Genomic DNA, 24295 nt, shown 5'->3' with positions numbered 1-24295 from the left:
CTCCTCCCGGGGCCTCAGCCCTCGAATCCGGTGAGCAGCGCGCGCACGACAGGCGCGAGCTTGTTGCGGGTGCTGGCCCAGCGGCCCAGGCCCATCGTGGCGTCGTCGGCGCGGTAGCTGCTGGCGGCCATCAGCCGGCCGCCCGCGTCGTGCAGGCTCAGCGTGGCCTGCGCGAGGTAGGGCCGGATCTGGTCCGACAGCGGGGGCTTGTCCCACTGCTGCAGCCCCTGATAGCGGACCCAGGCGGGGCAGGCCTCGTCGCCGGGGCGCACGCCGGGCTCGAAGACGCGGGCCTGGACCTCGTGCTCGCGCAGCTCGGCGATCAGCGCCGGCACGAACTCGGGCAGGGCCAGCGAGCGGTTGTATTCGATGCACACGCGCTCAGGCAGCGCGGCGTCGTGGAACACCGTCTGCGTCGCGTGCGTGGGCCCCTGGCCCATCGCCACCGTCGCCATGCCGGCCGTGGCCTTGACGAGTTCCACGGTAGGCATGGGGCTCAGCAGCGTGCAGCCACCCAGCGCCCAGGCGGCGGCCGTGACCAGGAGAAGGGCGGCGGCGCGCATGGTCAGAGGATCTCGTCGATCAGCGCCTTGCCGGCGACCGCGCCGGCGGCGAGGTAGCCACCGACGGTGCTGCCGATGTCGCCCGCTTCCTTGAGCACCGTGGTGGTGCCGCTGGCCACGGCGTCCTTGAGGTCGGTGGCGAGCTCCTTCACCTCGGACATGCCGGTGGAGATCGCGTGGCCGACGGACTTGGCGCCGTCCTCGAGCGCCTGCAGGCCTTCCTCGCTCCAATGGACGACGGTGCTGACGGCGTTCTCGCCGCCCTGATAGGCGGCTTGCGCCAGGCCGATGGCGCCGGCGGCGACGGTGCCGTACTCGCGGGCGTTGATCTCATAACTGCCGCTGGGGCGGCTGACGAGTTGGCGGGAGGCGACCAGCGCGTTGCCGGTGCCGTTGGTGCTGGAGACCGTGGTCATGACCCCTCCGGGGTGGTGTTGCGGTGAGGTCATTGTTCCGAGGGCCGGCACGCCGCATGCCTCCATGACCGGTGATGCCGCCGCGCTCCATTGGCGTTCGACATGTCTTGCCGCACATCTGCCGACCGACGTGTTCGGCGTGTGTGAACAAGCATTGCCGGCGGCGGCAGGTCGCGTGTCAGACGGCGCGATGCGCCCCAACTTGTCAGTCAGTTGTCCGATGTTGGCTTGCCCATGTCAGCCGTGTGCCGGGTCCGGCACAGACCGGTTGCGTCATGTCGCCGGGGTATGCTTGCCCGCTATGAGCGATGTGTCTGACGCCGTCCACGACTACAAGATCCCCGAATCGGTGCTGGTCGTGATCCACACGCCCGCCCTGGACGTGCTGATGCTGGAGCGCGCGGACAAACCCGGCTTCTGGCAGTGCGTGACCGGTTCCAAGGACACGCTCGCGGAGACGCTCGCCGACACCGCCAGCCGCGAGGTGCTGGAGGAAACCGGCATCCGCGTGCAAGACCTGGCCCCGGAGGCGCTCCAGGACTGGGCGCTGGTCAACGTCTACGACATCTACCCGGTCTGGCGTCATCGCTACGCGCCGGGCGTGACGCGCAACACCGAGCACGTCTTCGGGCTGACCGTGCCCGCGGGCATCGCCGTCACGCTGGCGCCGCGCGAGCACCTGCGCCATCGCTGGCTGCCATGGCGCGAGGCGGCGGACCTGTGCTTCTCGCCGTCCAACGCCGAGGCCATCCTGCAACTGCCCGCGCAGCGCGAGCGCGCGCGCCTGGCCGGAGGTACCTTGTCATGATCCGCCCGACGCCCCGTCACGCGGCCATCGCCAATTCCGCGACCACCGACACCTCGCCCGCGCAGAGCGCGGGGCGGTTGCGCGTGGCGACCTACAACATCCACAAGGGTGTGCGCGGGATGGGCCTGGGCAAGCGGCTGGAGATCCACAACCTGGGCATGGGCGTGCAGGCGCTGGACGCGGACCTCGTCTTCCTGCAGGAGGTGCGGCTGTTCCATCACCGCGAGGCGCGCCAGTTCGAGCGCACCTGGTTCGGCTGGCCCGAGCAGGGCCAGGCGGAGTTCCTCGCGCCGGACGGCTACGAGGTGGCCTACCGCACCAACGCGGTCACGCGTCATGGCGAGCATGGCAACGCGCTGCTGTCGCGTTACCCGATCGGGGATGTCGGCCATCACGATGTCTCGGACCACCGCTTCGAGCAGCGCGGGCTGCTGCATGTGCCGGTGCGCTGGCAGGGGCAGGAGGTGCACGCGGTGGTCGCGCACCTGGGGCTGATCCACGGCAGCCGCCTCCGCCAGGTGCAGCGCCTGTCGGCGTTCATCGAGGAACACGTGCCGCGGCACGCGCCGCTGGTCGTCGCGGGCGACTTCAACGACTGGGGCGAGCGGCTGGACGATCCGATGCGGCTGGGCGGGCTGAGCCGCGCGATGCTGCCCGGGGCCAAGCGCTCGCTGCCGACCTTCCCGTCGCGTGTGCCGGTGTTCTCGCTCGATCGCATCTACACGCGCGGCCTGCGCTGCGTGGACATGAAGGTGCCGCGCGGTCCGACCTGGGCGCGCATGTCCGATCACCTGCCGCTGCTGGCGGAACTCGTCCTGGAATCTTGAAACGGCCGCCGGAATCGCTGTTTCCCTGGACCCTCGGGTCGCAGCCCAGCTTCACGGGCGGCAATGCCGTGCGCCTGCTGTGCGGCGGGGACGCGCTGTTCCCGGCGCAGATCGAGGCAATCGACCGCGCGGAGCACGAGGTCTGGCTCGCGACCTACATCTTCCATGACGACGAGGCCGGCGCCGCGACCGCCGCGGCGCTGCGGCGCGCGGCGCTGCGCGGCGTGCGGGTGCGCGTGGTCGTCGACGGCTTCGGCAGCAAGGGCAGCCTGGCGTGGCTGCAGGGACAGCTCGAGGGCGCGCCGGTGGCGCTGGCGGTGTTCCGGCCGATCCGGCGCTGGTGGAACTGGCTGAACCCCGGGCAGTTGCGCCGGCTGCATCAGAAGCTGTGCGTGGTGGACGGGCGCATCGGTTTCGTCGGCGGCATCAATGTGATCGACGACCGGGTGGACCTGCACCATGGCCGCACCGAGACGCCGCGGCTGGACTTCGCGGTGAGCGTCGGCGGGCCGGCGGTGCGCGCGATCGAGCAGGCCGCGCGGGCGGTGTGGACGCGCGCGTGGCTGGGGCATGACTTCGGCGACGAGATGCGCGCGATGATCCGCAGCGCCTCACCGGCGCGGCGGGCCAGGCGGTTGATGCGGCGCATCCGGATGCCGCGGGGCGAGCATCGGCGGCGGGATCCGAGCCGGCTGGCGCCGGTGCGCGCGGCCTTCGTGCTGCGCGACAACCTGCGGCAGCGGCGGACGATCGAGCGCGCGTATGTCGAGGCGATCCGCGGCGCGACGGCGCGGGTGGATCTGGTCACGCCGTATTTCTATCCGGGGCAGCGCTTCCGGCGCGCGTTGAAGGACGCGGCCAAACGCGGCGTGCAGGTGCGGCTGCTGCTGCAGGGCAAGGTCGACTACAAGATCGCGGCGATGGCGGCTCATGCGCTCTACGACGAGCTGCTGGGGCACGGCGTGCAGATCTACGAGTACACGCCGGCGTTCCTGCACGCCAAGATCTGCGTCGTGGACAACGACTGGGCCACGATCGGCAGCTCCAACATCGATCCGCTGTCGTTGCTGCTCAACCTCGAGGCCAACATCGTGGTGCGTGACGCGCCGTTCGCGGGCGACGTCGCGCGGGAGTTCGACGCGGCGGTGTCGAAGTCGCGCAAGGTCGAACGGCCGGATGCGCAGGGGCTGCGTGGGTTCCTCGGGCGGGCGCTGGTGGCGTGGGTCGCTTATGTCTATCTGCGCGTGGCGGGGTTGACCGGGCGGTATTGAAGTCTTGAAGCCCCTCGCCCGCGGAGCGGGAGAGGGGTTGGGGTGAGGGCTCTTGTCAGTTCGCCGTGCCCTTCACAGAGCCCTCACCCCTCCCTCTCCCGCTTCGCAGGAGAGGGCGATCGGTGGGTGCTCTGCATACTCCCTCGCCCGTTTGCGTCAGTACTGCGAGGAGCGGCGAGGCTTGTAGATGTCCGGGACCTGGACGGTCGGATAAGGATCCTGACCAACGGCCGGCTCCTTGCGGCCCTGCTCGTTCCAGACCTGCCGGTCCAGGAAGCGCAGCATGTCTTCGACACGCGCCGCCCAACTTCCCTCGTCATGGGTGCCGCCGGCGACCTCGACGTAGTTCAAGGTCGTGCGCTGCCATCCGCGTGCGAACAGCTGAGCGCGCAGCTTGCGCAGTTGCGTGATCGCCTGCGGACCCTCGTTGGTGCCCATGTCCAGCCACAGGCGCGGACGGTCCACGCTCATCGGCAAGGGCGTGCGGGCCACATCCCGGATCGGGAATTCGTCATCCCACCACAGCGACGGCGACACCACCAGCGCCGCGCCGAACACATCCCCGTGATGCATCGCCAGCCACAGGCTCATGATTCCGCCCAGCGACGATCCTCCCACCGCCGTGTGCGCCGCATCGGGCATCGTGCGATACCGCGCGTCGATCGCGGGCTTGAGCTGCTCGATCAGATACCGCGCATACGCCGGCCCCTGGCCGCCCTGCGTGTGTCCGTCGCGGCTCATCGCCGTCGGGGTGTACTCGTCCATCCGCTTGGCCGTGTTGTTCACCCCGACGATGATCATCGCCTGGATCTGCCCGTCGACCGTCAGCCGCTGCGCGGTCTCGTCGACCTGCCACTCCGCCCCGGCCGCCGCCGCGTCGAACACGTTCTGACCGTCATGCAGGTAGAGCACCGGATAACGACGCTGCGTGTCGCGCTCGTAGTTCGGCGGCAGCCAGACCTGCACCGCGCGCTCGCCGACGAACTTCGCGGGCAGCGGGTCCAGCCGCTCGATCGTCCCGGCGCGGCTCAGCGAGATCGGCGCGCCCGGCGCGTTGAACGCGCGCGTCACGCGGACCTCGTCCGACACCAGTTCGATCGCGCGATTGCCGCCGGTCTCCCACCCCGCGTCGCCCTCGCCCTGACCGGAGCGCTCCACGCGGAACTTGTAGAGCACCGTGCCGCCGGCGGGCACGCGCTCGAAGACCGCCGTCACGCTGTACCAGCCGTCGCGTCCCAGCCCCGCGGCCGGCGCGATCAGCGAGCGCGACCAGCTCAGCGGCGCCGCGCCGCCCCGCACGCCGACCATGTCCTTGGCCGGATCGAACCGGCCCGCGGCGATTTCCTCGCGCAGGTCGATGTCGAAGACGACCTTCGTGGCGGCGAACGCGCGCGGCGCGACCAGCATCGCCGCGATCAGCAGCAACAGCGCGGCAACGAAGCGCACAAGGTGGGGCGAAGCACGATCCGCCACGGCCTGGGCGGAAACGACAACGGCGCGCGAAGGGCGCGCCGTGAGGGCGGGGTGAGGCATGAGGGACTCGCCGGGATGAGAAGGGGGCGGACGCGTGTCCGCCCCAAGGCCCGGATATTAGTCCAGCACGATCAGTCCAGCACGACCATCTCGGTGCGCGCGCGCAGCAGCGCGGCCGGACCGCGCGGGCCGTCGTCATTGACCAGCGTGAACGCGCGCTCGATGTCAGGCGCCAGGTAGTGATCGCTGGGCATCGCGGGGCAGCGCTCGCGCAGCAGCGCGTGCACGTCCTCCAGCGGGGCCGAGCTGCGCAGCGGACGCAGGAACTCGATGCCCTGCGCGGCGGCCAGCAGCTCGATGGCGACGATGTGCGCCGTGTTGTCCAGCATCGGACCCAGCCGGCGCGCGCCAAACGTGGCCATCGACACATGGTCCTCCTGGTTCGCGGAGGTCGGCAGGCTGTCCACGCTGGCCGGATGCGCGAGCGACTTGTTCTCGCTGGCCAGCGCCGCGGCGGTGACGTGCGCGATCATGAAGCCCGAGTTCAAACCGGCGTTCTCGGTCAGGAAGGCCGGCAGGCGCGACACGCCCGTGTCGATCAGCATCGCGATGCGGCGCTCGGCGATGGCGCCGACTTCCGCGATCGCGCAGGCCAGCGCATCGGCGGCCAGCGCCACCGGCTCGGCGTGGAAGTTGCCGCCGCTGACCATCGCCGCCGGGCCGTTCTCCGGCGCGAACACCAGCGGGTTGTCCGTCACCGCGTTGGCCTCGCGCAGCAGCACGTCGCGCACGTAGCGCGACTGGTCCAGGCACGCGCCCATCACCTGCGGCTGGCAGCGCAGGCAGTAGGGATCCTGCACGCGATCATCGCCATCGCGATGCGACTGGCGGATCGGGCTGCCCGCGAGCAGCGCGCGATACGCGGCGGCGGCCTCGATCTGGCCGGGCTGGCCGCGCACTTCGTGGATGCGCGGATCGAAGGGGCCGTCGCTGCCGCGCGCCGCGTCCAGGCTCAGCGCGCCGCTGACAACGGCCGCGGCATAGACGGTCTCGAAACGCAGCAGGCCTTCCAGCGCCAGCGCCGTCGAGGTCTGCGTGCCGTTGATCAGCGCCAGGCCTTCCTTCGCTTCCAGCACCAGCGGCTTCAGGCCGGCCTTCTCCAGCTCGGCCAGCGCGGGCTTGCGCTCGCCGTCGACCAGCATCTCGCCTTCGCCCATCAGCGCCAGCGTCATGTGCGACAGCGGCGCGAGGTCGCCCGAGGCGCCCACCGAGCCCTGCGCCGGCACGTAGGGCACCAGGCCCGCGTTGAACGCGTCGAGGATGCTCTGCACGACGGACTCGCGCACGCCGGAGAAGCCGCGCGCCAGCGAGGCCGCCTTGGTCGCCAGCATCAGCCGCACGACCGGCGGCGCCAGCGGCGCGCCCACGCCCACGCAGTGCGAGCGGATCAGGTTGCGCTGCAGCGCGGCCAGCTCGTCCTTGCCGATGCGCTTGGACGCGAGCTTGCCGAAGCCGGTGTTGACGCCGTAGACCGGGTCGTCGCCCGCGGCGGCGGCCTGCACGACGGCGGCGCCGCGACGGATCGCGGGCCAGGCGTCGGCGTGCAGCGCGAGCGTCACGCCGCCGGCGCGGATGCGGCGCAGCTGGTCCAGCGTCAGGCGGCCGGGGATGAGTTCAAGGGAAGTCGTCATGGGTCGTCGAATGGAAGTCGGGGGCGGGGAACGCGGCGGAGAACGCTGCGGAGAACGCGGCAGGCCTCAGCGGCCCAGCATCGGCAGCTTCAGGCCGCGCTCTTGCGCGGTCTGCTGCGCGAGCTCGTAACCCGCGTCGGCATGGCGCATGACGCCGGTGCCGGGGTCGTTCCACAGCACGCGCGAGAGGCGCTTGTCGGCGGCCTCGGTGCCGTCGCACACGATCACCACGCCGCTGTGCTGCGAGTAGCCCATGCCCACGCCGCCGCCGTGGTGCAGCGACACCCAGGTCGCACCGCCGGCGGTGTTGAGCATCGCGTTGAGCAGCGGCCAGTCGGACACCGCGTCCGAGCCGTCCTGCATCGATTCGGTCTCGCGGTTGGGGCTGGCCACCGAGCCCGAGTCCAGGTGGTCGCGGCCGATCACGATCGGGGCCTTCAGCTCGCCGGTGCGGACCATCTCGTTGAAGGCCAGGCCGGCCTTGTGGCGCTCGCCCAGGCCCAGCCAGCAGATGCGCGCGGGCAGGCCCTGGAAGGCGATGCGCTCGCGCGCCATGTCCAGCCAGCGGTGCACGCCCGCATGGTGCGGGAAGAGCTCCTTGATCTTGGCGTCGGTCTTGTAGATGTCCTCCGGATCGCCGGACAGCGCGACCCAGCGGAACGGGCCGCGGCCCTCGCAGAACTGCGGGCGCACGTAGGCGGGCACGAAGCCGGGGAAGTCGAAGGCGTTCTTCACGCCCTGGTCGAAGGCGACCTGGCGGATGTTGTTGCCGTAGTCGACGGTGGGAATACCCATCGCCTGGAAGTCCAGCATCGCCTGCACATGCACCGCGCAACCGCGCGCGGCGGCGGCCTTCAGGTCGGCGTGCTTGGCCGGATCGGCCGACGCGGCCTTCCACTGCTCGACGCTCCAGCCCACCGGCAGGTAGCCGTTGATCAGGTCATGCGCGGAGGTCTGGTCGGTGACCAGGTCCGGCTTGATCGCGCTGCCGGCCTTCACGCGCGCGGCCAGCGCGGGCAGCACCTCCGCTGCGTTGCCCAGCAGCGCGATGGAGACGGCCTTCTTCTCGGCGGTGTACTTGGCGATGCGGGCGAGCGCGTCGTCCAGGTCGGCCGCCTGCTCATCGACATAACGCGTCTTCAGGCGGAAGTCGATGCGCGACTGCTGGCACTCGATCGTCAGCGAGCACGCGCCGGCGAAGGTCGCCGCCAGCGGCTGCGCGCCGCCCATGCCGCCCAGGCCCGCGGTCAGCACCCAGCGGCCGACGAGGTCGCCGCCGAAGTGCTGGCGGCCGGCCTCGGCGAAGGTCTCGTACGTGCCCTGCACGATGCCCTGCGAGCCGATGTAGATCCACGAGCCGGCCGTCATCTGGCCGTACATCATCAGACCCTTGCGGTCGAGTTCGTTGAAGTGTTCCCAGTTGGCCCACGCGGGCACCAGGTTGGAGTTGGCCAGCAGCACGCGCGGCGCGTCCACATGCGAGGGGAAGACGCCCACCGGCTTGCCCGACTGGATCAGCAGCGTCTCGTCCTCGTTGAGGTTCCTCAGCGACGTGAGGATCTGCTCGAAGCAGTCCCAGTTGCGCGCCGCCTTGCCGATGCCGCCGTAGACCACGAGCGCATCGGGGTTCTCGGCGACGGCCGGATCCAGGTTGTTCTGGATCATCCGGTAGGCGGCCTCGATCAGCCAGTTCTTGCAGCTCAGCTGCGTGCCGGTGGGCGCGCGCACCGGGCGCGGCTGGGCGGAGGAAGCGGGAGCGGTCATCGAGGTCTCCTGGGTCTGCATGGGTCGATGGGGCGCGATCATAGGAGCGGTTTCCTGAGTTGTCTATACAAGTACAGTCAAGTAGGATGCCGGCCCATGGTGACCCCTTCCTCGATCGCGACCGGCGGCCCCTCGCCGCAGTACCTGAAGGTCAAGACGCATCTGCGCGAGGGCATCGCCAGCGGCCGCTGGCGCCCGGGCGAGCGCCTGCCCTCGGAGTCAGAGCTGACCGAGGCCTTCGGCGTGAGCCGCATGACGGTCAACCGCGCGCTGCGCGAGCTGCATCAGGAGGGACTGGTCGAGCGCGTGCAGGGCGTGGGCAGCTTCGTGGCGCAACTGCACCGCATCGCCTCGACGCTGACGGTGCGTGACGTGCATGAGGAGATCGCCGAGCGCGGGCACCGCCACGAGGCGAGGGTGCATGTGCTGGAGACGCTCAAGGCCAGCGCGGGGCAGGCGGCGCAGCTCGGGCTTCGCACCGGCGCGACGCTGTTCCACAGCGTCATCGTCCATCGCGAGAACGGCGTCGCCATCCAGTGCGAGGACCGGCTCGTGAATCCGGCCTGCGCGCCGGCCTACATGGACCAGGATTTCGAGCGCGTCACCCCGACGCATTACCTGCTGGAAGTGGCACCGCTGTCGGAAGCGCGCTACACCATCGAGGCCGCCATGCCCAACGCGCTGGAGGCCCGGCTGCTGGGCATGCCACGGGGAGAACCCTGCCTGGTCGTGAAACGTGCCACATCCAGCCAGGGCAAGACGGTGACCGCCGTGCGACTGGTGCATCCGGCGAGCCGCTACATCCTCGAAGGCAGCTTCCAGGCTTGAGCCTGGCGCGGCCCGGTGTGACGATTGGTGACGTGACGCGATGAATGACTCTCTGAGAATCCCGCCCTGGCACAACACCAACGATCAGTCGGACCCCATGAGCTGGATGAGGATCACCGCGGACGAGGTCGCCCCGACCCCGTGGCGCAATGGAGGAGGACGGACGCGCGAGCTGCTCGCGTGGCCGCACGTGGCGGACTGGAAGGTCCGCATCAGCATCGCGGACATCGACCGCGACGGGCCGTTCTCGGCCTTTCCCGGCGTGGACCGCTGGTTCGGCGTGCTCTCGGGCGACGGCGTGATCCTGCGCGGCCGCGCGATCAAGCCCAACGAAGGCATCGTGCAGTTCGCCGGCGAGGACGCGCCCAACTGCCTGCTCATCGGCGGACCGACGCAGGATTTCAATGCGATGCACCGGCGCGGTGCCGGCGTGTTCCGGGTGCAGCCCGCGGACCGGCCGGTGATCCCGCACGGCGCGCAGTGGCTGGGCCTGTTCACGCAGGAGGGCGGCACGCTGATCCACGGGCACCGCTCGGTGCCGCTGGCCCCGCACACGCTGGCCTGGTGCGAGGCGCCGGCCGCGCACAGCTGCGTCTTCGACGACGGCGATCAACACGGCCCCGCCTGGTGGCTGATCTGGAGCGAGGAATGAATCTGGAACGACCGGGTGCCCGCCGCACCCTGTGGACGAACGCCACCCTGGCCACGCTGGCCGAGGGGGAGCACGCCCCGGGCGGCAACGCGGACTGGGGCCTGGTCGAACGCGGCGCGATGGTGGTGGAGGGCGAGCAACTGCGCTGGGTCGGCCCGGCCGCCGAGCTGCCCGATGCGCTGCGCGCCGATGTCGTCGAGGAGCACGACCTGGACGGGGCGCTCATCACGCCGGGCCTGATCGACTGCCACACGCACCTGGTCTACGGCGGCGAGCGCTCGGCGGAATTCGAGCTGCGCCTGCAGGGCGCGACCTACGAGGAGATCGCCCGCGCCGGCGGCGGCATCCGCTCGACGGTGGCCGCGACGCGGCTGGCTGGCGAGCACGAGCTGCATGTGCTCGCGGTGCAGCGCGCCCGCGCGCTGATGGCCGAGGGGCTGACGACGCTGGAGGTGAAGTCCGGCTACGGTCTGTCGCTCGCGGCCGAGGCCAAGTGCCTGCGCGTGGCGCGCAAGCTCGGTGAGCTCGGCCTGACGGTGCGCACGACCTACCTCGGCGCGCATGCGCTGCCGCCTGAATTCGAGGGCCGTCAGGACGAGTACGTCGATGCCGTCTGCGCCTGGCTGCCGGAGCTCAAGCGCCAGGGACTGGTGGACGCGGTCGACGCCTTCTGCGAGCGCATCGCCTTCACGCCCGCGCAGACGCGCCGCGTCTTCGAGGCCGCCCGCGCGCTGGGCCTGCCGGTCAAGCTGCATGCGGAGCAGTTGAGCGATCAGGGCGGGGCGGCGCTGGCCGCCGAGTTCAACGCGTTGTCCTGCGATCACCTGGAATGGCTGAGCGAGTCCGGCATCGCCGCGATGAAGCAGGCGGGCACGGTGGCGGTGCTGCTGCCTGGCGCCTTCTATTTCCTGCGGGAGACGAAGTTGCCCCCCATTCAGGCGCTGCGCGACGCGGGCGTGCCCATCGCGCTGGCGACCGACCACAACCCGGGCAGCTCGCCGGGCTTGTCGCTGCTGCTGATGCTGAACATGGCCTGCACCTTCTTCCGCATGACGCCGCAGGAGGCTTTGCGCGGCATGACGGTGAACGCGGCGCGGGCGCTGGGCCTGCACGATCGCGGCCGGCTCGTGGCCGGCCAGCGCGCCGATTTCTGCCTGTGGGACGCCGCGCATCCGCGCGAGCTGGCCTACTGGTTCGGACGCAATCCGCTGCGTCAGACCGTGGTGGGCGGCGTCAGGAGGATGGACCGATGAAACACGACGTCTTTGAACTGCGGCGCGGCCGCACGCCGCTGCTGATCAGCATGCCGCACGTGGGCCGCGAGATCCCGGCGGACCAGCAGGGCCGTTATGTCGAGCGCGCGCTGGGCAGCGAGGACACCGATTGGCACCTCGAGCCGCTGTACGCGCCGATCGCCGAGCAGCTCGGCGCGGGGCTGCTGATCCCGCGTTATTCGCGCTACCTGATCGACCTGAACCGCCCGCCCGAGGACACGCCGATGTACCCGGGCGCGTCCAACACCGAGCTCTGCCCGACGCGCTTCTTCACCGGCGAGCCGCTCTACAAGGACGGGCAGGCGCCGGATGCCGAGGAGAAGCAGCGCCGCATCGAGCAGTACTGGGCGCCGTACCACCAGGCGCTGCAGGGCGAGCTGCAACGGCTGCGTCAGGAACACGGCCTCGCGTTGCTGTTCGAGGCCCACAGCATCCGCTCCGAGCTGCCCTGGCTCTTCGAGGGGCAGCTGCCCGACCTGAACATCGGCACCGTCGAGGGCAAGAGCTGCAAGCAGGTCACGCGTCAGGCGATGGAGATCGTGCTGCAGGCGCAGGACGCGTTCAGCTGGGTCGTGGACGGCCGCTTCAAGGGCGGCTACATCACGCGCCAGTACGGCAAGCCGGAGCTGGGCCAGCAGGCCGTGCAGCTCGAGATGTGCTATCGCTGCTACATGGTCGAGAACGACATGGGCTTCACCGGGTATGAGCTCGACAGCGCCTGCGTGGAGCGCGTGCGGCCGGTGCTGACGATGCTGCTGCAGGGCTACCTGCTGGCCAATCCGTCGCGAGGTGCGGCGTGAGCGACAGGACCTTCCATGCGCCGCTGGCCTGGATCGACGGGCAGTGGCAGCGCGAGGTGCTGATGCGCGTGGATGCGCAGGGGCAGTGGGCCTCGATCAAGGTCGGCGCGGATGTCCCGGCCGAGGCGGTGCGTCTGGAGGGGCCTGTGCTGCCGACGCTCGTGGACGCGCACAGCCACGCGTTCCAGCGCGCGTTCGCAGGCCTGGCGGAGCAGCGCGACAGCGACAGCGACGACTTCTGGTCCTGGCGCGATCGCATGTACGGCGTGGCGCTGCGCGTGACGCCGGCGCAGCTCAAGGACATCGCCGCGCAGCTTTACACGGAGCTGCTGGCCGGCGGCTACACGCAGGTGTGCGAGTTCCATTACCTGCACCATCGCGAGGACGGCACGCCGTACGAGGACGAACACGCGATGGCCATGGCGCTGGCCGAAGCGGCGCAGGAGGTCGGCATCGGGCTGACGCTGCTGCCGGTGCTGTACGCGCATGCGGGCTTCGGCCAGACGGGGCTGCGCGAGACGCAGCGGCGTTTCGGCACTGATGCGGCCTGGGTCTGGCGCGCGTGTCAGCGCATCAACGCGGCGGGTCTGCCGCTGGTGCGCGCGGGCGTGGCGGTGCATTCGCTGCGCGCGGCGCATGAGGCGGACATCCGCGCGCTGCAGGCGCTGGTCGGAGATGCGCCGGTGCCCATCCACGTCCATGTGGCCGAGCAGCAGCAGGAGGTCCGGGATTGCGTCGCTGCCACCGGGCGGCGGCCGATCGAGCTGCTCGCCGGCTACGGGCTGGATCCGCGCTGGCAACTGGTGCATGCGACGCACAGCAGGCCGGAGGAGATCGCCGCGATCGCGGCGAGCGGCGCGGGGGTGGTCATCTGTCCGGGTACCGAGGGCAATCTCGGCGACGGGCTGGCGGACCTGCCGGGGTGGTTGGCCGCGGGCGTGCCGATGACGGTCGGGTCGGACAGCCACGTCACCCGGGGCTGGGTGGAAGAGCTGCGCTGGCTGGAATACGGGCAGCGGCTGGGGTTGCAGCGGCGCAATGTCGCGGCGCGGCCGGGGGTGCAGGCGTCGACGGCGGCGCGCTTGTTCGATGCCTGCGTCGCGGGCAGCGCCCGGGCAGCGGGCTTGGGCGAGTGGGGGCTGCGCGTCGGCGCGCGGGCGGACTTCCTGGTGCTGGATCGCGGTGCGAGCGGGCTGGCGGGGCTGCCGGATGCGGCGCTGCTGGACGGGTTGGTGTTCGCCAGCCAGGGCGCGGCTTGGCAGCAGGTCTACGTCGCCGGTCAGCGCCGCGCGATCGACGACGCTGGACGGCGTGAGCGCTTCATCGGGACGATGAAGGCGCTCTGGGGCTGAGGCCCCCTGGCCCCATCCCCCCTTTTCCACAGGGTGTGCGGCTGGCACGCCGGCTGCTAGGCTTTTCCCATTCCTCCTTGAACGTTGGGAATGCCATGTGGTCCATGCGTAACTTCACGATCCGGACGCGCCTCATGGCGCTCGGACTCCTCTCGGTGCTGGCCATGCTGCTCATCGGCGGCGACGGCCTCTGGGCCATGTCCCGCACGAAGAAGGATTTCCAGCATTACGTGCAGCAGGACGTCGAATCCCTCGTCCAGCTCTCCGAGGTCCGCGCCGGCGTCGGCAACCTGCGCCGCTACGAGAAGGACATGCTGATCAACATCGGCGACGACAACGCCATCAAGCGTTATCACGAGGAATGGCGCAAGACCTTCGAGAACGTCAACAAGAACCTGGACGCCATCGCCGCCCTGGACATCCTCCCCGAGATCAAGTCCATGCCGCCGGCGATGAAGAGCTCGCTGGCCAGCTACCGCGCCGGCCTGGACGGCATCGTGGCGCGCATCCTCAAGCAGGAGTTCACCGACTCCGCCGAGGCCAACCGCCAGACGGAGCCCATCAAGGGCCCGGTCCGTGAGATGGACAAGCAGCTCGGCGACATGACCAAGGCCATCATGGAGCGCGGCAACCAGGAGGTGCAACGCATCGACGCCGAGGAAACCCGCATTCGCATGGCCCTGGGCGGTGTGATGCTCGTGGGCGTGCTGGTGATCGGCACCTTCACCTTCTTCAACATCGCCTCCATCCTCACGCCGCTGGCGCAGGCCGTCACCACGACCGAACGCATCGCGCGCCAGGACCTGAGCGAACGCCTCGAGGTGAACGGCACCGACGAGACCTCCGCGATGATGCGCGGCGTGCAGGGCATGCAGAGCTCGATCCGCGAGGTCGTCAGCGGCGTGCGCAGCGCCACCGACAGCATCGCCACCGCGTCGCGCGAGGTCGCCGCCGGGGCGCACGACCTGAGCTACCGCACCGAGCAGGCCGCCTCCAACCTCGAGGAGACCGCCTCGGCCATGGAGCAGCTCACCGCCAGCGTGCAGCACAACGCCGATTCCGCGCGGCAGGCCAACGCGCTGGCGGAAGAAGCGGCCGGCGCGGCCGGACGCGGTGTCAGCGTCGTGGGCGAGGTCGTGCAGACCATGGGCAAGATCAGCGAGTCCTCCTCGCGGATCGGCCACATCATCGGCACCATCGACGGCATCGCCTTCCAGACCAACATCCTGGCGCTGAACGCGGCCGTGGAAGCCGCCCGTGCGGGCGAGCAGGGCCGGGGCTTCGCGGTCGTGGCCAGCGAGGTCCGATCGCTGGCGCAGCGCAGCGCCGAGGCGGCCAAGGAGATCAAGCAGCTGATCACCGCCAGCGGCGAGAGCGTGGCCAGCGGCGCCGCCCTCGTCGAACGCGCCGGCGAGACGATGAACGAGATCTCCGACTCGATCACGCGCGTGTCACGCATCGTCGCGGAGATCAGCCACGCCACCGTCGAGCAGAGCGGCGGCATCAACCAGATCGGCACAGCGATCTCTCAGCTCGACCAGATGACGCAGCAGAACGCCGCGCTCGTGGAAGAGTCCGCCGCCGCCGCGCAGAGCCTGCAGCATCAGGCCGATGCGCTGTCGCAGTCGGTGGCGGTGTTCAAGCTGAGCTGATCCACCACGCGGCGACCACGGCGCCACGCGGCCCCGCGCGATCGCCGTGTGCTTGCCGATTCAGAGCCGGAACACGGCGACGGCCTGGTTCAGCTGGGCCGCCTGCTGCTTGAGGCTCTCTGCCGCGGCGGCCGATTCCTCGACCAGCGCCGCGTTCTGCTGCGTGACCTGGTCGAGCTGGCTGATCGCATCGCCGATCTGGTCGATGCCCTGGCTCTGCTCGGCGCTCGCCGCGCTGATCTCCGAGATCAGGTCGGACACGCGCTTCACCTGCTCGACGATCTGCCCCATCGTGTCGCCGGCCGAGCCCGCCAGGCGCGAGCCGGTCTCGACCTTCTCCCCGCTGTCGCCGATCAGCGTCTTGATCTCCTTGGCCGCGGCCGCGCTGCGCTGCGCCAGCGCGCGCACCTCCCCAGCCACGACCGCGAACCCGCGACCCTGCTCGCCCGCACGGGCGGCTTCGACCGCGGCGTTCAGCGCCAGGATGTTGGTCTGGAAGGCGATGCCGTCGATGGTGCCGATGATGTCGTTGATGCGGCGCGAGCTCTCGTCGATCTGACGCATCACCGCCACCACCTGCTGCACCGCCTGACCGCCCTCGATCGCGACGGTGGACGCCGTCTGCGCGAGCTGCGTCGCCGTGCGCGCGGTCTCGGCGTTCTGCTTGACGGTGGCGGTGAGCTCCTCCATCGACGCCGCGGTCTCCTGCAGGTTGGCGGCCTGCTGCTCGGTGCGCTGCGACAGGTCGGCATTGCCGGTGGCGATCTCGCCGGCGCCCGTGGCGATCGAGTCGCTGCTCAGCCGCACCTGGCCGACGATGCCCGTGAGGCTCTGGTTCATGCGCTGCAGCGCGTCCAGCAACTGGCCGGTCTCGTCGCGGCTCGACGGCTGGATGTCGGAGCGCAGGTCGCCCGCGGCCACCGCCTCGGCCACCTTCACCGCCTGCGCCATCGGCTGCACGATCGCGCGGATCAGCAGCCACGCGGTGACCAGCCCCAGCGCCGCGATCACCACCGCGCCGAAGGCCGCCTGCCAGCGCAGCGACGCGCGCGCATCGGCGGCCATCTGCCGCGCGGCATCGGCGCGCTGCTCCTGCATCACGACGAACTGCCCGATCGCGTCCAGGTAGACCTTCACCGAGGGCACGTACTCGTTCTGCACGATGCGGCTGGTGGCGCTCCAGTCCCCGGCCGCGCCGGCCTCGCGGGCCTTCTTGCTGGCGGCCAGCAGCGTCTGGCCCAGCCCGACGATCTCCTTGAGCTTGGCCTGGTCCTCGGGGCGCTGGGCCTGCGTGGCGATCTGCTCGCGCAGCTTGGCGACCTCGGGCGCGTCGTTGGCGATGTTGGCCTTGAAGAGCTCGCCCACCGCCGGGTCGGAACTGATCGCGCTGGCCATGCTGCGCGCCACCGCCGTCTGCGTCATGCCCTGCCACTGCACGGACTTGCGGATCAGGTCCTGCGCGTCGTTGATCGCCGCCGTCGCCTCGCTCGTGATCCGGTCGTTGCGCCACAGCGTGAGCGTGCCCACGACGAGCATCGCCACGATGAGCAGCACGATCGCGCCGTTGAGCTTGCTGGCCAGGGGAAGGTCGTTGAGTCGCATCGATGTCTCCTTGTCGTGAGGTTCTGGTTTTTCGATGAACGGGCCTGGACGCACCGATTCTGAGCATCGCGGGCCGGCGCTGCCAAGAGCCCCTGCGCTCGCGGTGGTCCCGTGTAATCCCCTATGCCGAAAACGCCGCCGCGTCACTAGGGTGACGCGAGGAGCCCGAAGCGGTCGATAGACTGACTCGAACAGCCGAAATCAAGGCGCCCCAGAGACGCCGGAACAATATCCAGGAGACGACATGGCGCTGATGGGCCAGATGATGTCGATGCCCCTGCTGATCTCATCGTTGATCCAGCATGCGGCGCGGCATTCCGGGGATACGGAGATCGTGAGCAAGCGGGTCGAGGGCGACCTGCATCGCACCACGTGGGCCGCGGTCGAGTTCCGCGCCCGCCAGCTCGCGCAGGCCTTCGCGCGGCTGGGCCTGCAACCCGGCGAGCGCGTCGGCACGCTGGCCTGGAACGGCCATCGCCACCTGGAGCTCTATTACGGGACCTCGGGCTCGGGCCTGGTCTGCCACACGATCAACCCGCGGCTGTTCCCCGAGCAGATCGCCTGGATCGTCAATGACGCCGCCGATCGCGCGTTGTGCTTCGACCTGACCTTCCTGCCGCTGGTGGAGAAGATCGCCCCGCAGCTCACGCAGGTGCGCGACTTCATCCTCATGACCGACCGCGCCCACATGCCGGCGCAGAGCGCGATCCCCAACCTGCGCTGCTACGACGAGCTGGCCGACGCCGAGGACGGGCACTACGTCTGGCCGGAGTTCGACGAGAACACCGCCTCCAGCATCTGCTACACGAGCGGCACGACCGGCCATCCCAAGGGCGCCGTCTACAGCCACCGCAGCTCGGTATTGCACGCGTACGGCGCGGCGCTGCCCGACGCGATGGCCGCCTCGCGCCGCGACGTGATCCTGCCGGTGGTGCCGATGTTCCACGTCAACGCGTGGGGCCTGCCGTACAGCACGGCGCTCGTCGGCTGCAAGCTGGTGCTGCCTGGGCCGCATTTGGATGGCAAGTCGCTCTATGAGCTCTTCGAGAGCGAGCAGGTGACCTTCAGCGCCGGTGTGCCCACCGTCTGGCTGGGGCTGCTGAACTACGTCGGCGCGAACGGGCTGAAGTTCTCGAGCTTCAAGCGCACGGTGATCGGCGGCTCGGCCTGCCCGCCGGCGATGCTGCGCACGCTGATGGACGATTACGGCGTGGACGTCATCCACGCCTGGGGCATGACGGAGATGTCGCCGCTGGGCACGCTGTCTCGATTGAACAGCCGCCAGCTGACGCTGCCCAAGGACCAGCAGCGCCACCTGCTGGAGAAGCAGGGCAAGGCGATCTACGGCGTCGACATGGCCGTGGTGGACGACGGCGGCCGCGCGCTGCCCTGGGACGGCAAGACCTCGGGCAACCTGGTCGTGCGCGGCCCCTGGGTCATCGACAGCTACTTCGGCCATGCGGGCTCGCCGCTGATCCGCGTCACCGGCGAGGACGGGCGCGACGCGGGCCCGTGGTTCCCCACCGGGGATGTCGCCGCGATCGACGCCGACGGCTTCATGCAGATCACCGACCGCAGCAAGGACGTCATCAAGTCCGGCGGCGAGTGGATCAGCTCGATCGACGTCGAGAACATCGCCATGGCGCATCCCGCGATCCACGAGGCCGCGGTCATCGCGGTGCCGCATCCCAAGTGGGACGAGCGCCCGCTGCTCGTGGTGGTGCGCAAGCCCGGCGAGGCCGGCGCGGCGCTCACACGCGAGTCGGTGCTCGGTTTCTACGAGGGCAAGATCGCCAAGTGGCAGGTGCCCGACGACGTCGTGTTCGTCGAGGAGATTCCGCACACCGCCACCGGCAAGATGCTCAAGCTCAAGTTGCGCGAGCAGTTCAAGGCCCACAAGCTGCCGGGCTGCTGAGCCCCCGTCTTCCCGCGACCCCGCGCGTCATCGGGATCTCTGCGATTTCCTTGCTGTTCAGCGTCCTACATCAACAACATCTCCGGAGACAGACATGAACCAGATCCGCAAGTCCTCGATCGTCACGCCCCGCCGAACGGTGCTCGCCGCCGTCGCCTTCGGCGCGCTGTTCGCCGCCGTTGGCGCGCATGCCCAGAAGGGCGAGGTGGTGAAGATCGCCTGGATCGATCCGCTCTCGGGCCTGATGGCGCCGGTGGGTCAGAACCAGGTGAAGTCCTTCCAGTTCTTCGCCGAGAAGTTCAACGCCACCAATCCGGCCGGCGTGAAGTTCGAGATCATCCCGATCGACAACAAGCTGAGCCCGGCCGAGTCGCTCAACGCGCTGAAGTCCGCCATCGACCAGGGCGTGCGCTACGTGACGCAGGGCAACGGCTCGGGCGCGGCGCTGGCCATCATCGACGCGGTCAACAAGCACAACGAGCGCAATCCCGGCAAGGAGGTCGTGTACCTCAACCATTCCGCGGTGGACCCGGACCTGACCAACAGCAAGTGCAGCTACTGGCACTTCCGCTTCGACGCCGACACGTCGATGAAGATGGAAGCGATCACGACCTTCCTGAAGGACCAGTCCGACGTCAAGAAGGTCTACCTGCTCAACCAGAACTACGCGCACGGCCATCAGGTGGCCAAGTACGCCAAGGAAGGCCTGGCGCGCAAGCGGCCCGACGTGCAGATCGTCGGCGAGGACCTGCATCCGCTGGCCCAGGTGCGCGACTTCGCGCCCTATGTGGCCAAGATCAAGGCCAGCGGCGCCGACACGGTCATCACCGGCAACTGGGGCTCGGACCTGGCGCTGCTGGTGAAGGCGGCGTCCGAGGCCGGCTACAACGGCAAGTTCTACACGTATTACGCCGGCGTCACCGGCACGCCCACCGCCATCGGCGCGGCGGGCGCGGGACGCGTGTACCAGGCGGCCTACAACTACAACAACATGGGCGGCCAGATGGACACCTGGGCCAATGAGTTCAAGGCCAAGTTCAACGACGACTTCTACACCGGCAGCGTCATCCACATCTACTCGGCGCTGGGCGCGGCGATGGCCAAGGCCAAGAGCACCGACCCGGTGAAGGTGGCCGCGGCGCTGGAAGGTCTGAAGTTCAGGAGCTTCAACGGCGACGTCGAGATCCGCAAGAACGACCACCAGCTGCAGCAGCCGATCTACATCTCGCGCTGGGAGAAGGTCGACGCGAAGCATCCGTACAACGTCGAGAACACAGGCTTCAACTTCGCCCCGGTGAAGACCTACGACGCGTATGTGTCGAGCACGCCGACCAGCTGCCAGATGAAGCGTCCTTCCTAAAGAGCAGCCAGGGCAGCAAGGGCATCACGACGTGGAACAGATCCTGATCAACCTGCTGAACGGCCTGTCCTCGGGACTGCTGCTGTTCATGCTGAGCTCCGGCCTCACGCTGATCTTCAGCATGATGGGCGTGCTGAACTTCGCGCATGCGAGCTTCTACATGCTGGGCGCGTACTTCGCGTATTCCATCGCCGGGTGGATCGGGTTCTGGCCCGCGTTGCTGATCGCGCCGCTGCTGGTGGGCGGCTGCGGGGCGCTGTTCGAGCGGGGCGCGCTGCGGCGCGTGCACAAGTTCGGACACGTCCCGGAGCTGCTCATCACCTTCGGCCTGTCCTATGTCGTGCTGGAGGTCGTGCAGCTGATCTGGGGCCGCACGGCGGTGCCGTTCTCGCCGCCGCCTTCGCTGCAGGGCGCCGCCTTCACGCTGGTGCATGCGCCCGGTCAGGCGCTGCAGCTCGTCTGGGGCGAGGCCTCGACCGCGATGTGCGCCGCGGCCAGCTGCTCCAAGTTCCCGATGACGCGCGCGTTCATGATGCTGGTGGCGCTGTTCATGCTGCTGTCGCTGTGGCTGCTGCTCACGCGCACGCGCATCGGGCTGGTCATCCAGGCGGCGCTGACGCATCCCGAGATGGTCGAGTCGCTGGGCCACAACGTGCCCCGCGTGTTCATGCTGGTCTTCGGCAGCGGGTGCGCGCTGGCCGCGCTCGCGGGCGTGATCGGCGGCATCACCTTCGTGACCGAGCCCGCGATGGCGGTGATCGTCGGCTCCATCATCTTCGTCGTCGTGGTGGTCGGGGGCATCGGGTCGCTGGCCGGCGCCTTCGTCGCCTCCATCGTCATCGGGCTGCTGCAGACGCTGCCGCTCACCGTGGACGTGTCGCTGGCGCAGGCGTTCAAGCTCGGCCCCGACACCTTCGGCTACCCGCTGCTCAAGCTCACGCTGGCGCAGGTCGCACCCATCCTGCCCTACCTGCTGATGGTCCTCATCCTGATCTTCCGGCCCAAGGGCCTGCTCGGCACGCGGGAGGGCTGAACGATGGCCGCTGTCATTCCCCCCACCGTGGCCACCACCGCGGCGACCGTGGCGGTCACCACCGCGGTCAATGCCACCATCGCGGCCAACGCCAGCGCCACCCCCGGCGGCGCGGCGGCCGGCCGCCCGCCGCGCGCCCGGCGCGGCGAGACCTATCACTTCAAGCCGCACAACGTCGGCCGCTGGCTGATCTGGGGCTTCTACGCGCTGGTGCTGATCGTGGCGCCGCTGATGTGGACCAGCAGCCTGGCGCAGACGATGCTGTCGCAGATCGGCATCGCGATCATCGCGTGCCTGTCCTACAACCTGCTGCTGGGGCAGGGCGGCATGCTGAGCTTCGGCCACGCGGTCTACAGCGGCCTGGGCGCCTACCTGGCCATCCACACGCTGAACGTCGTCGGCGCGGGCCAGCTCGCGCTGCCGGTGAGCCTGGTGCCCATCGTCGGCGGCTTCGCGGGGCTGTTCTTCGCGGCGCTGTTCGGCTACGTGTCGACGAAGAAATCGGGCACGCCCTTCGCGATGATCACGCTGGGCCTGGCCGAGCTGATCTGGTCGATGTCGCTGATGCTGCCGGAGTTCTTCGGCGGCGAGGGCGGCATTTCCTCCAACCGGGTCGTGGGCAAGGCGGTGTGGGGCATCAGCTTCGGGCCGCAGATCCAGGTCTATTACCTGATCGCGATCTATGCCTTCGTGTGCACGGCGCTGCTGTTCGCGTTCACCCGCACGCCGCTGGGCCGCATGCTCAACGCGGTGCGCGACAACCCCGAGCGCGTCGAGTTCATCGGCTACGACACGCAGTGGGTGCGCTTCCTGGCCTTCCTGATCGCGGGCTTCTTCGCGGGCGTGTCGGGTGGGCTGTCGGCGCTGAACTTCGAGATCGTCACCGCCGAGGTCGTCGGCGCGGCGCGCTCGGGCGCCTATCTGCTGTTCACCTTCCTGGGTGGCGCGACCTTCTTCTTCGGGCCGATCATCGGCGCGGTGCTGATGGTCGTGGCGCTGGTGCTGCTGTCGGAGCTGACCAAGGCCTGGCTGCTGTACCTCGGCCTCGTGTTCCTATTCATGGTGATGTACGCGCCGGGCGGCATCGCCTCGCTGATCATGATGAACCTGCGCCTGGCGGCCTTCGGCAAGCTGCGCGCGTTGTGGCCGTCCTACCTGGGCCTGGCCGGCGCGGCGCTGACGATGCTGGTCGGCGGCTCGGCGATGGTGGAGATGCTCTATCACCTGCAGCTCAACGAGGCGCTCGGCCCGCAGATGAAATACCTGGGCATGGCGCTGAACGCCAGGAGCGTGGAGTCCTGGTTCGGCGCGGGCTTCGTGCTGCTGACGGGGCTGGGGCTCTTCGAGCTGCTGCGCCGCCAGTTCCGCGCCGAATGGGATCACGCCCAGGAAGAGATCGAGAAAGAGATCAAGCGGAGGGAGAGCCTGTGAGCGCGAACGTCCCGAACACGGCCTACGCGCTGGAGCTGAAGTCCGTGCGCAAGAGCTTCGGCAAGAGCGAGATCATCCGCGGCGCGGAACTCGCGGTGAAACCCGGCGAGCGCATCGCGATCATCGGCCCCAACGGCGCGGGCAAGTCCACGCTGTTCAACCTGATCAGCGGCCGCTTCGCGCCCACCAGCGGCGAGATCCGCCTCTTCGGCGAACGCGTCGATCACCTGTCTCCTTACCAGATCAACCGGCGCGGACTGTCGCGCAGCTTCCAGGTGTCCAACCTGTTCACGCGGCTGTCGGTGTTCGAGAACATCCGTTGCGCGCTGCTCTGGTCGATGGGCCACAAGTACGCGTTCTGGAAATTCCTGGCCGGCATGGACGACGTCAACGACCGCGTCGAGGAACTGCTGGAGATGCTGCACCTCGACAAGAAGCGCGACGTGCCGGCGGTCAACCTGACCTATGCCGAGGCGCGCGTGCTGGAGATCGGCATCACGATCGCCGGCGGCTCGCAGGTGATCCTGCTGGACGAGCCGACCGCGGGCATGAGCAAGAGCGAGACCAAGCGCTTCATCCAGCTCATCCGCCAGGTCACGGAAGGCCGCACGCTGCTGACGGTCGAGCACGACATGGGCGTGGTGTTCGGCCTGGCCGACAAGATCGCGGTGCTGGTCTACGGCGAGGTGATCGCCTTCGACACGCCCGAGGCGGTGCGCGCCAACACGCGCGTGCAGGAGGCGTATCTCGGTTCGGTGCTGGCCGAATCGCAGGCCGCGGGAGCGCACGCATGACGGTGGCGATCAATGACAGCAACGTCGGCGCGATGCGCGCCGCGAGCACCGGCGCGGCCGGCAAGGTCTCCACGCGGGCGCTGGTGCTGGACAACGTGCACGCGTTCTACGGCAAGAGCCATGTGCTGCACGGCGTGTCGATGGAAGTGAAACCGGGCGAGATCGTGAGCCTGCTGGGACGCAACGGCTCGGGGCGCTCGACGACGGTCAAGACCATCATGGGACAGGTCGACGGGACGGGCTCGATCGCCTGGGGCGGGCAGGAGCTGCTCGGCCGCAAGGCGTATGAGATCGCGCATCGCGGCATCGGCTACGTGCCCGAGAACCGCGACATCTTCCCCAAGCTCACCGTGCACCAGAACCTGATGCTCGGGGAGAAGGGCGGTCGGCGCGGCCGGGACGGATCCGGGCCGCGCTGGAGCTTCGACGACATGTACGCGATGTTCCCGCGGCTCAAGGAGCGCCAGCACACCGAGGCCGGTGTGCTCTCCGGCGGCGAGCAGCAGATGTTGACGCTGTGTCGCACGCTGATGGGCGATCCGGACCTGATCATGATCGACGAGCCGACCGAGGGCCTGGCGCCCAAGATCGTGGAGCTGGTCGCGGAGTACCTCAAGGAACTCAAGCGGCGCGGCGTGTCGGTGCTGCTGGTGGAGCAGAAGCTGGCGATCGCGCTGGAGATCTCCGAGCGCTGCTACGTGATGGGGCACGGCCGCATCGTGTTCGAAGGCACGCCCGCGGACCTCCGCGCCAACGCCTACGTGCGCAAGGAGTGGCTGGAGGTCTGAA

Annotated in this window: 20 protein-coding genes and 1 pseudogene; 15 read left to right on the top strand and 6 right to left on the bottom strand. The window is 69.4% G+C overall.

Features of this window, described 5'->3' with window-relative positions; genetic code table 11:
• Positions 1 to 14: 14 nt before the first annotated feature.
• Together ACNI65_RS17350 and ACNI65_RS17345 are read right to left on the bottom strand one after the other, a co-directional pair.
• On the bottom strand, positions 15 to 563 hold the full coding sequence (locus tag ACNI65_RS17350; protein WP_416758245.1) for a cell division protein FtsI: 549 nt from the start codon (positions 561 to 563) through the stop codon (positions 15 to 17).
• Positions 564 to 565: 2 nt separating this feature from the next.
• Entirely contained in the window at positions 566 to 979 is a 414-nt protein-coding gene (locus ACNI65_RS17345; protein WP_416758244.1) for a hypothetical protein, read from the bottom strand.
• Between the two features lie 301 nt (positions 980 to 1280).
• Here ACNI65_RS17345 and nudB point away from each other — a divergent pair, with 301 nt between their 5' ends.
• From nudB to clsB, 3 genes are read left to right on the top strand one after another with little or no spacing between them, the layout of a single operon-like run.
• Positions 1281 to 1787, top strand: a complete 507-nt coding sequence (nudB, locus tag ACNI65_RS17340; RefSeq protein ID WP_416758243.1) for a dihydroneopterin triphosphate diphosphatase — start codon at positions 1281 to 1283, stop codon at positions 1785 to 1787.
• The gene (locus tag ACNI65_RS17335) at positions 1784 to 2614 is read left to right on the top strand and encodes an endonuclease/exonuclease/phosphatase family protein (protein WP_416758242.1); all 831 of its coding nucleotides are present in this window, start codon (positions 1784 to 1786) and stop codon (positions 2612 to 2614) included. Before nudB ends, ACNI65_RS17335 begins: the two co-directional genes overlap by 4 nt.
• Positions 2611 to 3885 (top strand): cardiolipin synthase ClsB, encoded by a 1275-nt coding sequence (gene clsB / locus ACNI65_RS17330; RefSeq protein ID WP_416758241.1) that lies wholly within the window; start codon positions 2611 to 2613, stop codon positions 3883 to 3885. Before ACNI65_RS17335 ends, clsB begins: the two co-directional genes overlap by 4 nt.
• Before the next feature lie 156 nt (positions 3886 to 4041).
• Here the strand turns inward: clsB and ACNI65_RS17325 are convergent, their stop codons facing one another.
• From ACNI65_RS17325 to hutU, 3 genes are all read right to left on the bottom strand, one after another.
• Positions 4042 to 5331, bottom strand: a complete 1290-nt coding sequence (locus ACNI65_RS17325; RefSeq protein ID WP_416758240.1) for an alpha/beta hydrolase — start codon at positions 5329 to 5331, stop codon at positions 4042 to 4044.
• Positions 5332 to 5489: 158 nt separating this feature from the next.
• A complete protein-coding gene (gene hutH / locus ACNI65_RS17320) occupies positions 5490 to 7049 on the bottom strand; it encodes a histidine ammonia-lyase (RefSeq protein ID WP_416758239.1) in 1560 nt (519 codons plus the stop codon).
• Positions 7050 to 7115: 66 nt separating this feature from the next.
• Positions 7116 to 8834 (bottom strand): urocanate hydratase, encoded by a 1719-nt coding sequence (gene hutU, locus ACNI65_RS17315; protein WP_416758238.1) that lies wholly within the window; start codon positions 8832 to 8834, stop codon positions 7116 to 7118.
• Positions 8835 to 8909: 75 nt separating this feature from the next.
• Between hutU and hutC the strand changes: the two genes are divergently transcribed.
• From hutC to ACNI65_RS17285, 6 genes are all read left to right on the top strand, one after another.
• Positions 8910 to 9641: a histidine utilization repressor gene (gene hutC / locus ACNI65_RS17310; protein WP_416758237.1), complete on the top strand. Its 732-nt coding sequence runs from the start codon at positions 8910 to 8912 to the stop codon at positions 9639 to 9641.
• Positions 9642 to 9738: 97 nt separating this feature from the next.
• Positions 9739 to 10293 (top strand): HutD family protein, encoded by a 555-nt coding sequence (locus ACNI65_RS17305; protein ID WP_416758236.1) that lies wholly within the window; start codon positions 9739 to 9741, stop codon positions 10291 to 10293.
• Positions 10290 to 11546 carry an imidazolonepropionase gene (gene hutI, locus ACNI65_RS17300; protein WP_416758234.1) on the top strand — a complete coding sequence of 419 codons (1257 nt, stop codon included), beginning with the start codon at positions 10290 to 10292 and terminating at the stop codon, positions 11544 to 11546. The genes ACNI65_RS17305 and hutI overlap by 4 nt, the downstream gene beginning before the upstream one ends.
• The gene (gene hutG, locus ACNI65_RS17295; RefSeq protein ID WP_416758233.1) at positions 11543 to 12367 is read left to right on the top strand and encodes an N-formylglutamate deformylase; all 825 of its coding nucleotides are present in this window, start codon (positions 11543 to 11545) and stop codon (positions 12365 to 12367) included. Before hutI ends, hutG begins: the two co-directional genes overlap by 4 nt.
• Entirely contained in the window at positions 12364 to 13719 is a 1356-nt protein-coding gene (gene hutF / locus ACNI65_RS17290) for a formimidoylglutamate deiminase (RefSeq protein WP_416758231.1), read from the top strand. Before hutG ends, hutF begins: the two co-directional genes overlap by 4 nt.
• A 95-nt stretch (positions 13720 to 13814) precedes the next feature.
• Positions 13815 to 15371 carry a methyl-accepting chemotaxis protein gene (locus tag ACNI65_RS17285; RefSeq protein WP_416758230.1) on the top strand — a complete coding sequence of 519 codons (1557 nt, stop codon included), beginning with the start codon at positions 13815 to 13817 and terminating at the stop codon, positions 15369 to 15371.
• A gap of 63 nt (positions 15372 to 15434) precedes the next feature.
• Here the strand turns inward: ACNI65_RS17285 and ACNI65_RS17280 are convergent.
• A pseudogene (locus ACNI65_RS17280) lies at positions 15435 to 16973 on the bottom strand (methyl-accepting chemotaxis protein); the annotation flags it as partial.
• Positions 16974 to 17217: 244 nt separating this feature from the next.
• Here ACNI65_RS17280 and ACNI65_RS17275 point away from each other — a divergent pair.
• The 6 genes from ACNI65_RS17275 to ACNI65_RS17250 all read left to right on the top strand — a co-directional run bounded on the left by ACNI65_RS17275 (position 17218) and on the right by ACNI65_RS17250 (position 24294).
• Positions 17218 to 18888 (top strand): 3-(methylthio)propionyl-CoA ligase, encoded by a 1671-nt coding sequence (locus ACNI65_RS17275; protein WP_416758229.1) that lies wholly within the window; start codon positions 17218 to 17220, stop codon positions 18886 to 18888.
• A gap of 94 nt (positions 18889 to 18982) precedes the next feature.
• The gene (locus ACNI65_RS17270) at positions 18983 to 20248 is read left to right on the top strand and encodes a branched-chain amino acid ABC transporter substrate-binding protein (protein WP_416758228.1); all 1266 of its coding nucleotides are present in this window, start codon (positions 18983 to 18985) and stop codon (positions 20246 to 20248) included.
• A gap of 88 nt (positions 20249 to 20336) precedes the next feature.
• The gene (locus ACNI65_RS17265) at positions 20337 to 21281 is read left to right on the top strand and encodes a branched-chain amino acid ABC transporter permease (RefSeq protein WP_416763647.1); all 945 of its coding nucleotides are present in this window, start codon (positions 20337 to 20339) and stop codon (positions 21279 to 21281) included.
• A 3-nt stretch (positions 21282 to 21284) separates the two neighbouring features.
• Positions 21285 to 22712 carry a branched-chain amino acid ABC transporter permease gene (locus tag ACNI65_RS17260; RefSeq protein WP_416758226.1) on the top strand — a complete coding sequence of 476 codons (1428 nt, stop codon included), beginning with the start codon at positions 21285 to 21287 and terminating at the stop codon, positions 22710 to 22712.
• Positions 22709 to 23506, top strand: a complete 798-nt coding sequence (locus tag ACNI65_RS17255; protein WP_416758224.1) for an ABC transporter ATP-binding protein — start codon at positions 22709 to 22711, stop codon at positions 23504 to 23506. The genes ACNI65_RS17260 and ACNI65_RS17255 overlap by 4 nt, the downstream gene beginning before the upstream one ends.
• A gap of 32 nt (positions 23507 to 23538) precedes the next feature.
• Positions 23539 to 24294, top strand: a complete 756-nt coding sequence (locus tag ACNI65_RS17250; RefSeq protein WP_416763646.1) for an ABC transporter ATP-binding protein — start codon at positions 23539 to 23541, stop codon at positions 24292 to 24294.
• The last annotated feature ends 1 nt before the right edge of the window (position 24295 follow it).

This window comes from Roseateles sp. So40a (assembly GCF_048081605.1).
Classification (GTDB): Bacteria; Pseudomonadota; Gammaproteobacteria; order Burkholderiales; family Burkholderiaceae_C; genus Roseateles.
The sequence above is the reverse complement of the archived record's forward strand: the minus strand, read 5'-3'. Positions and strand labels throughout refer to the sequence as shown.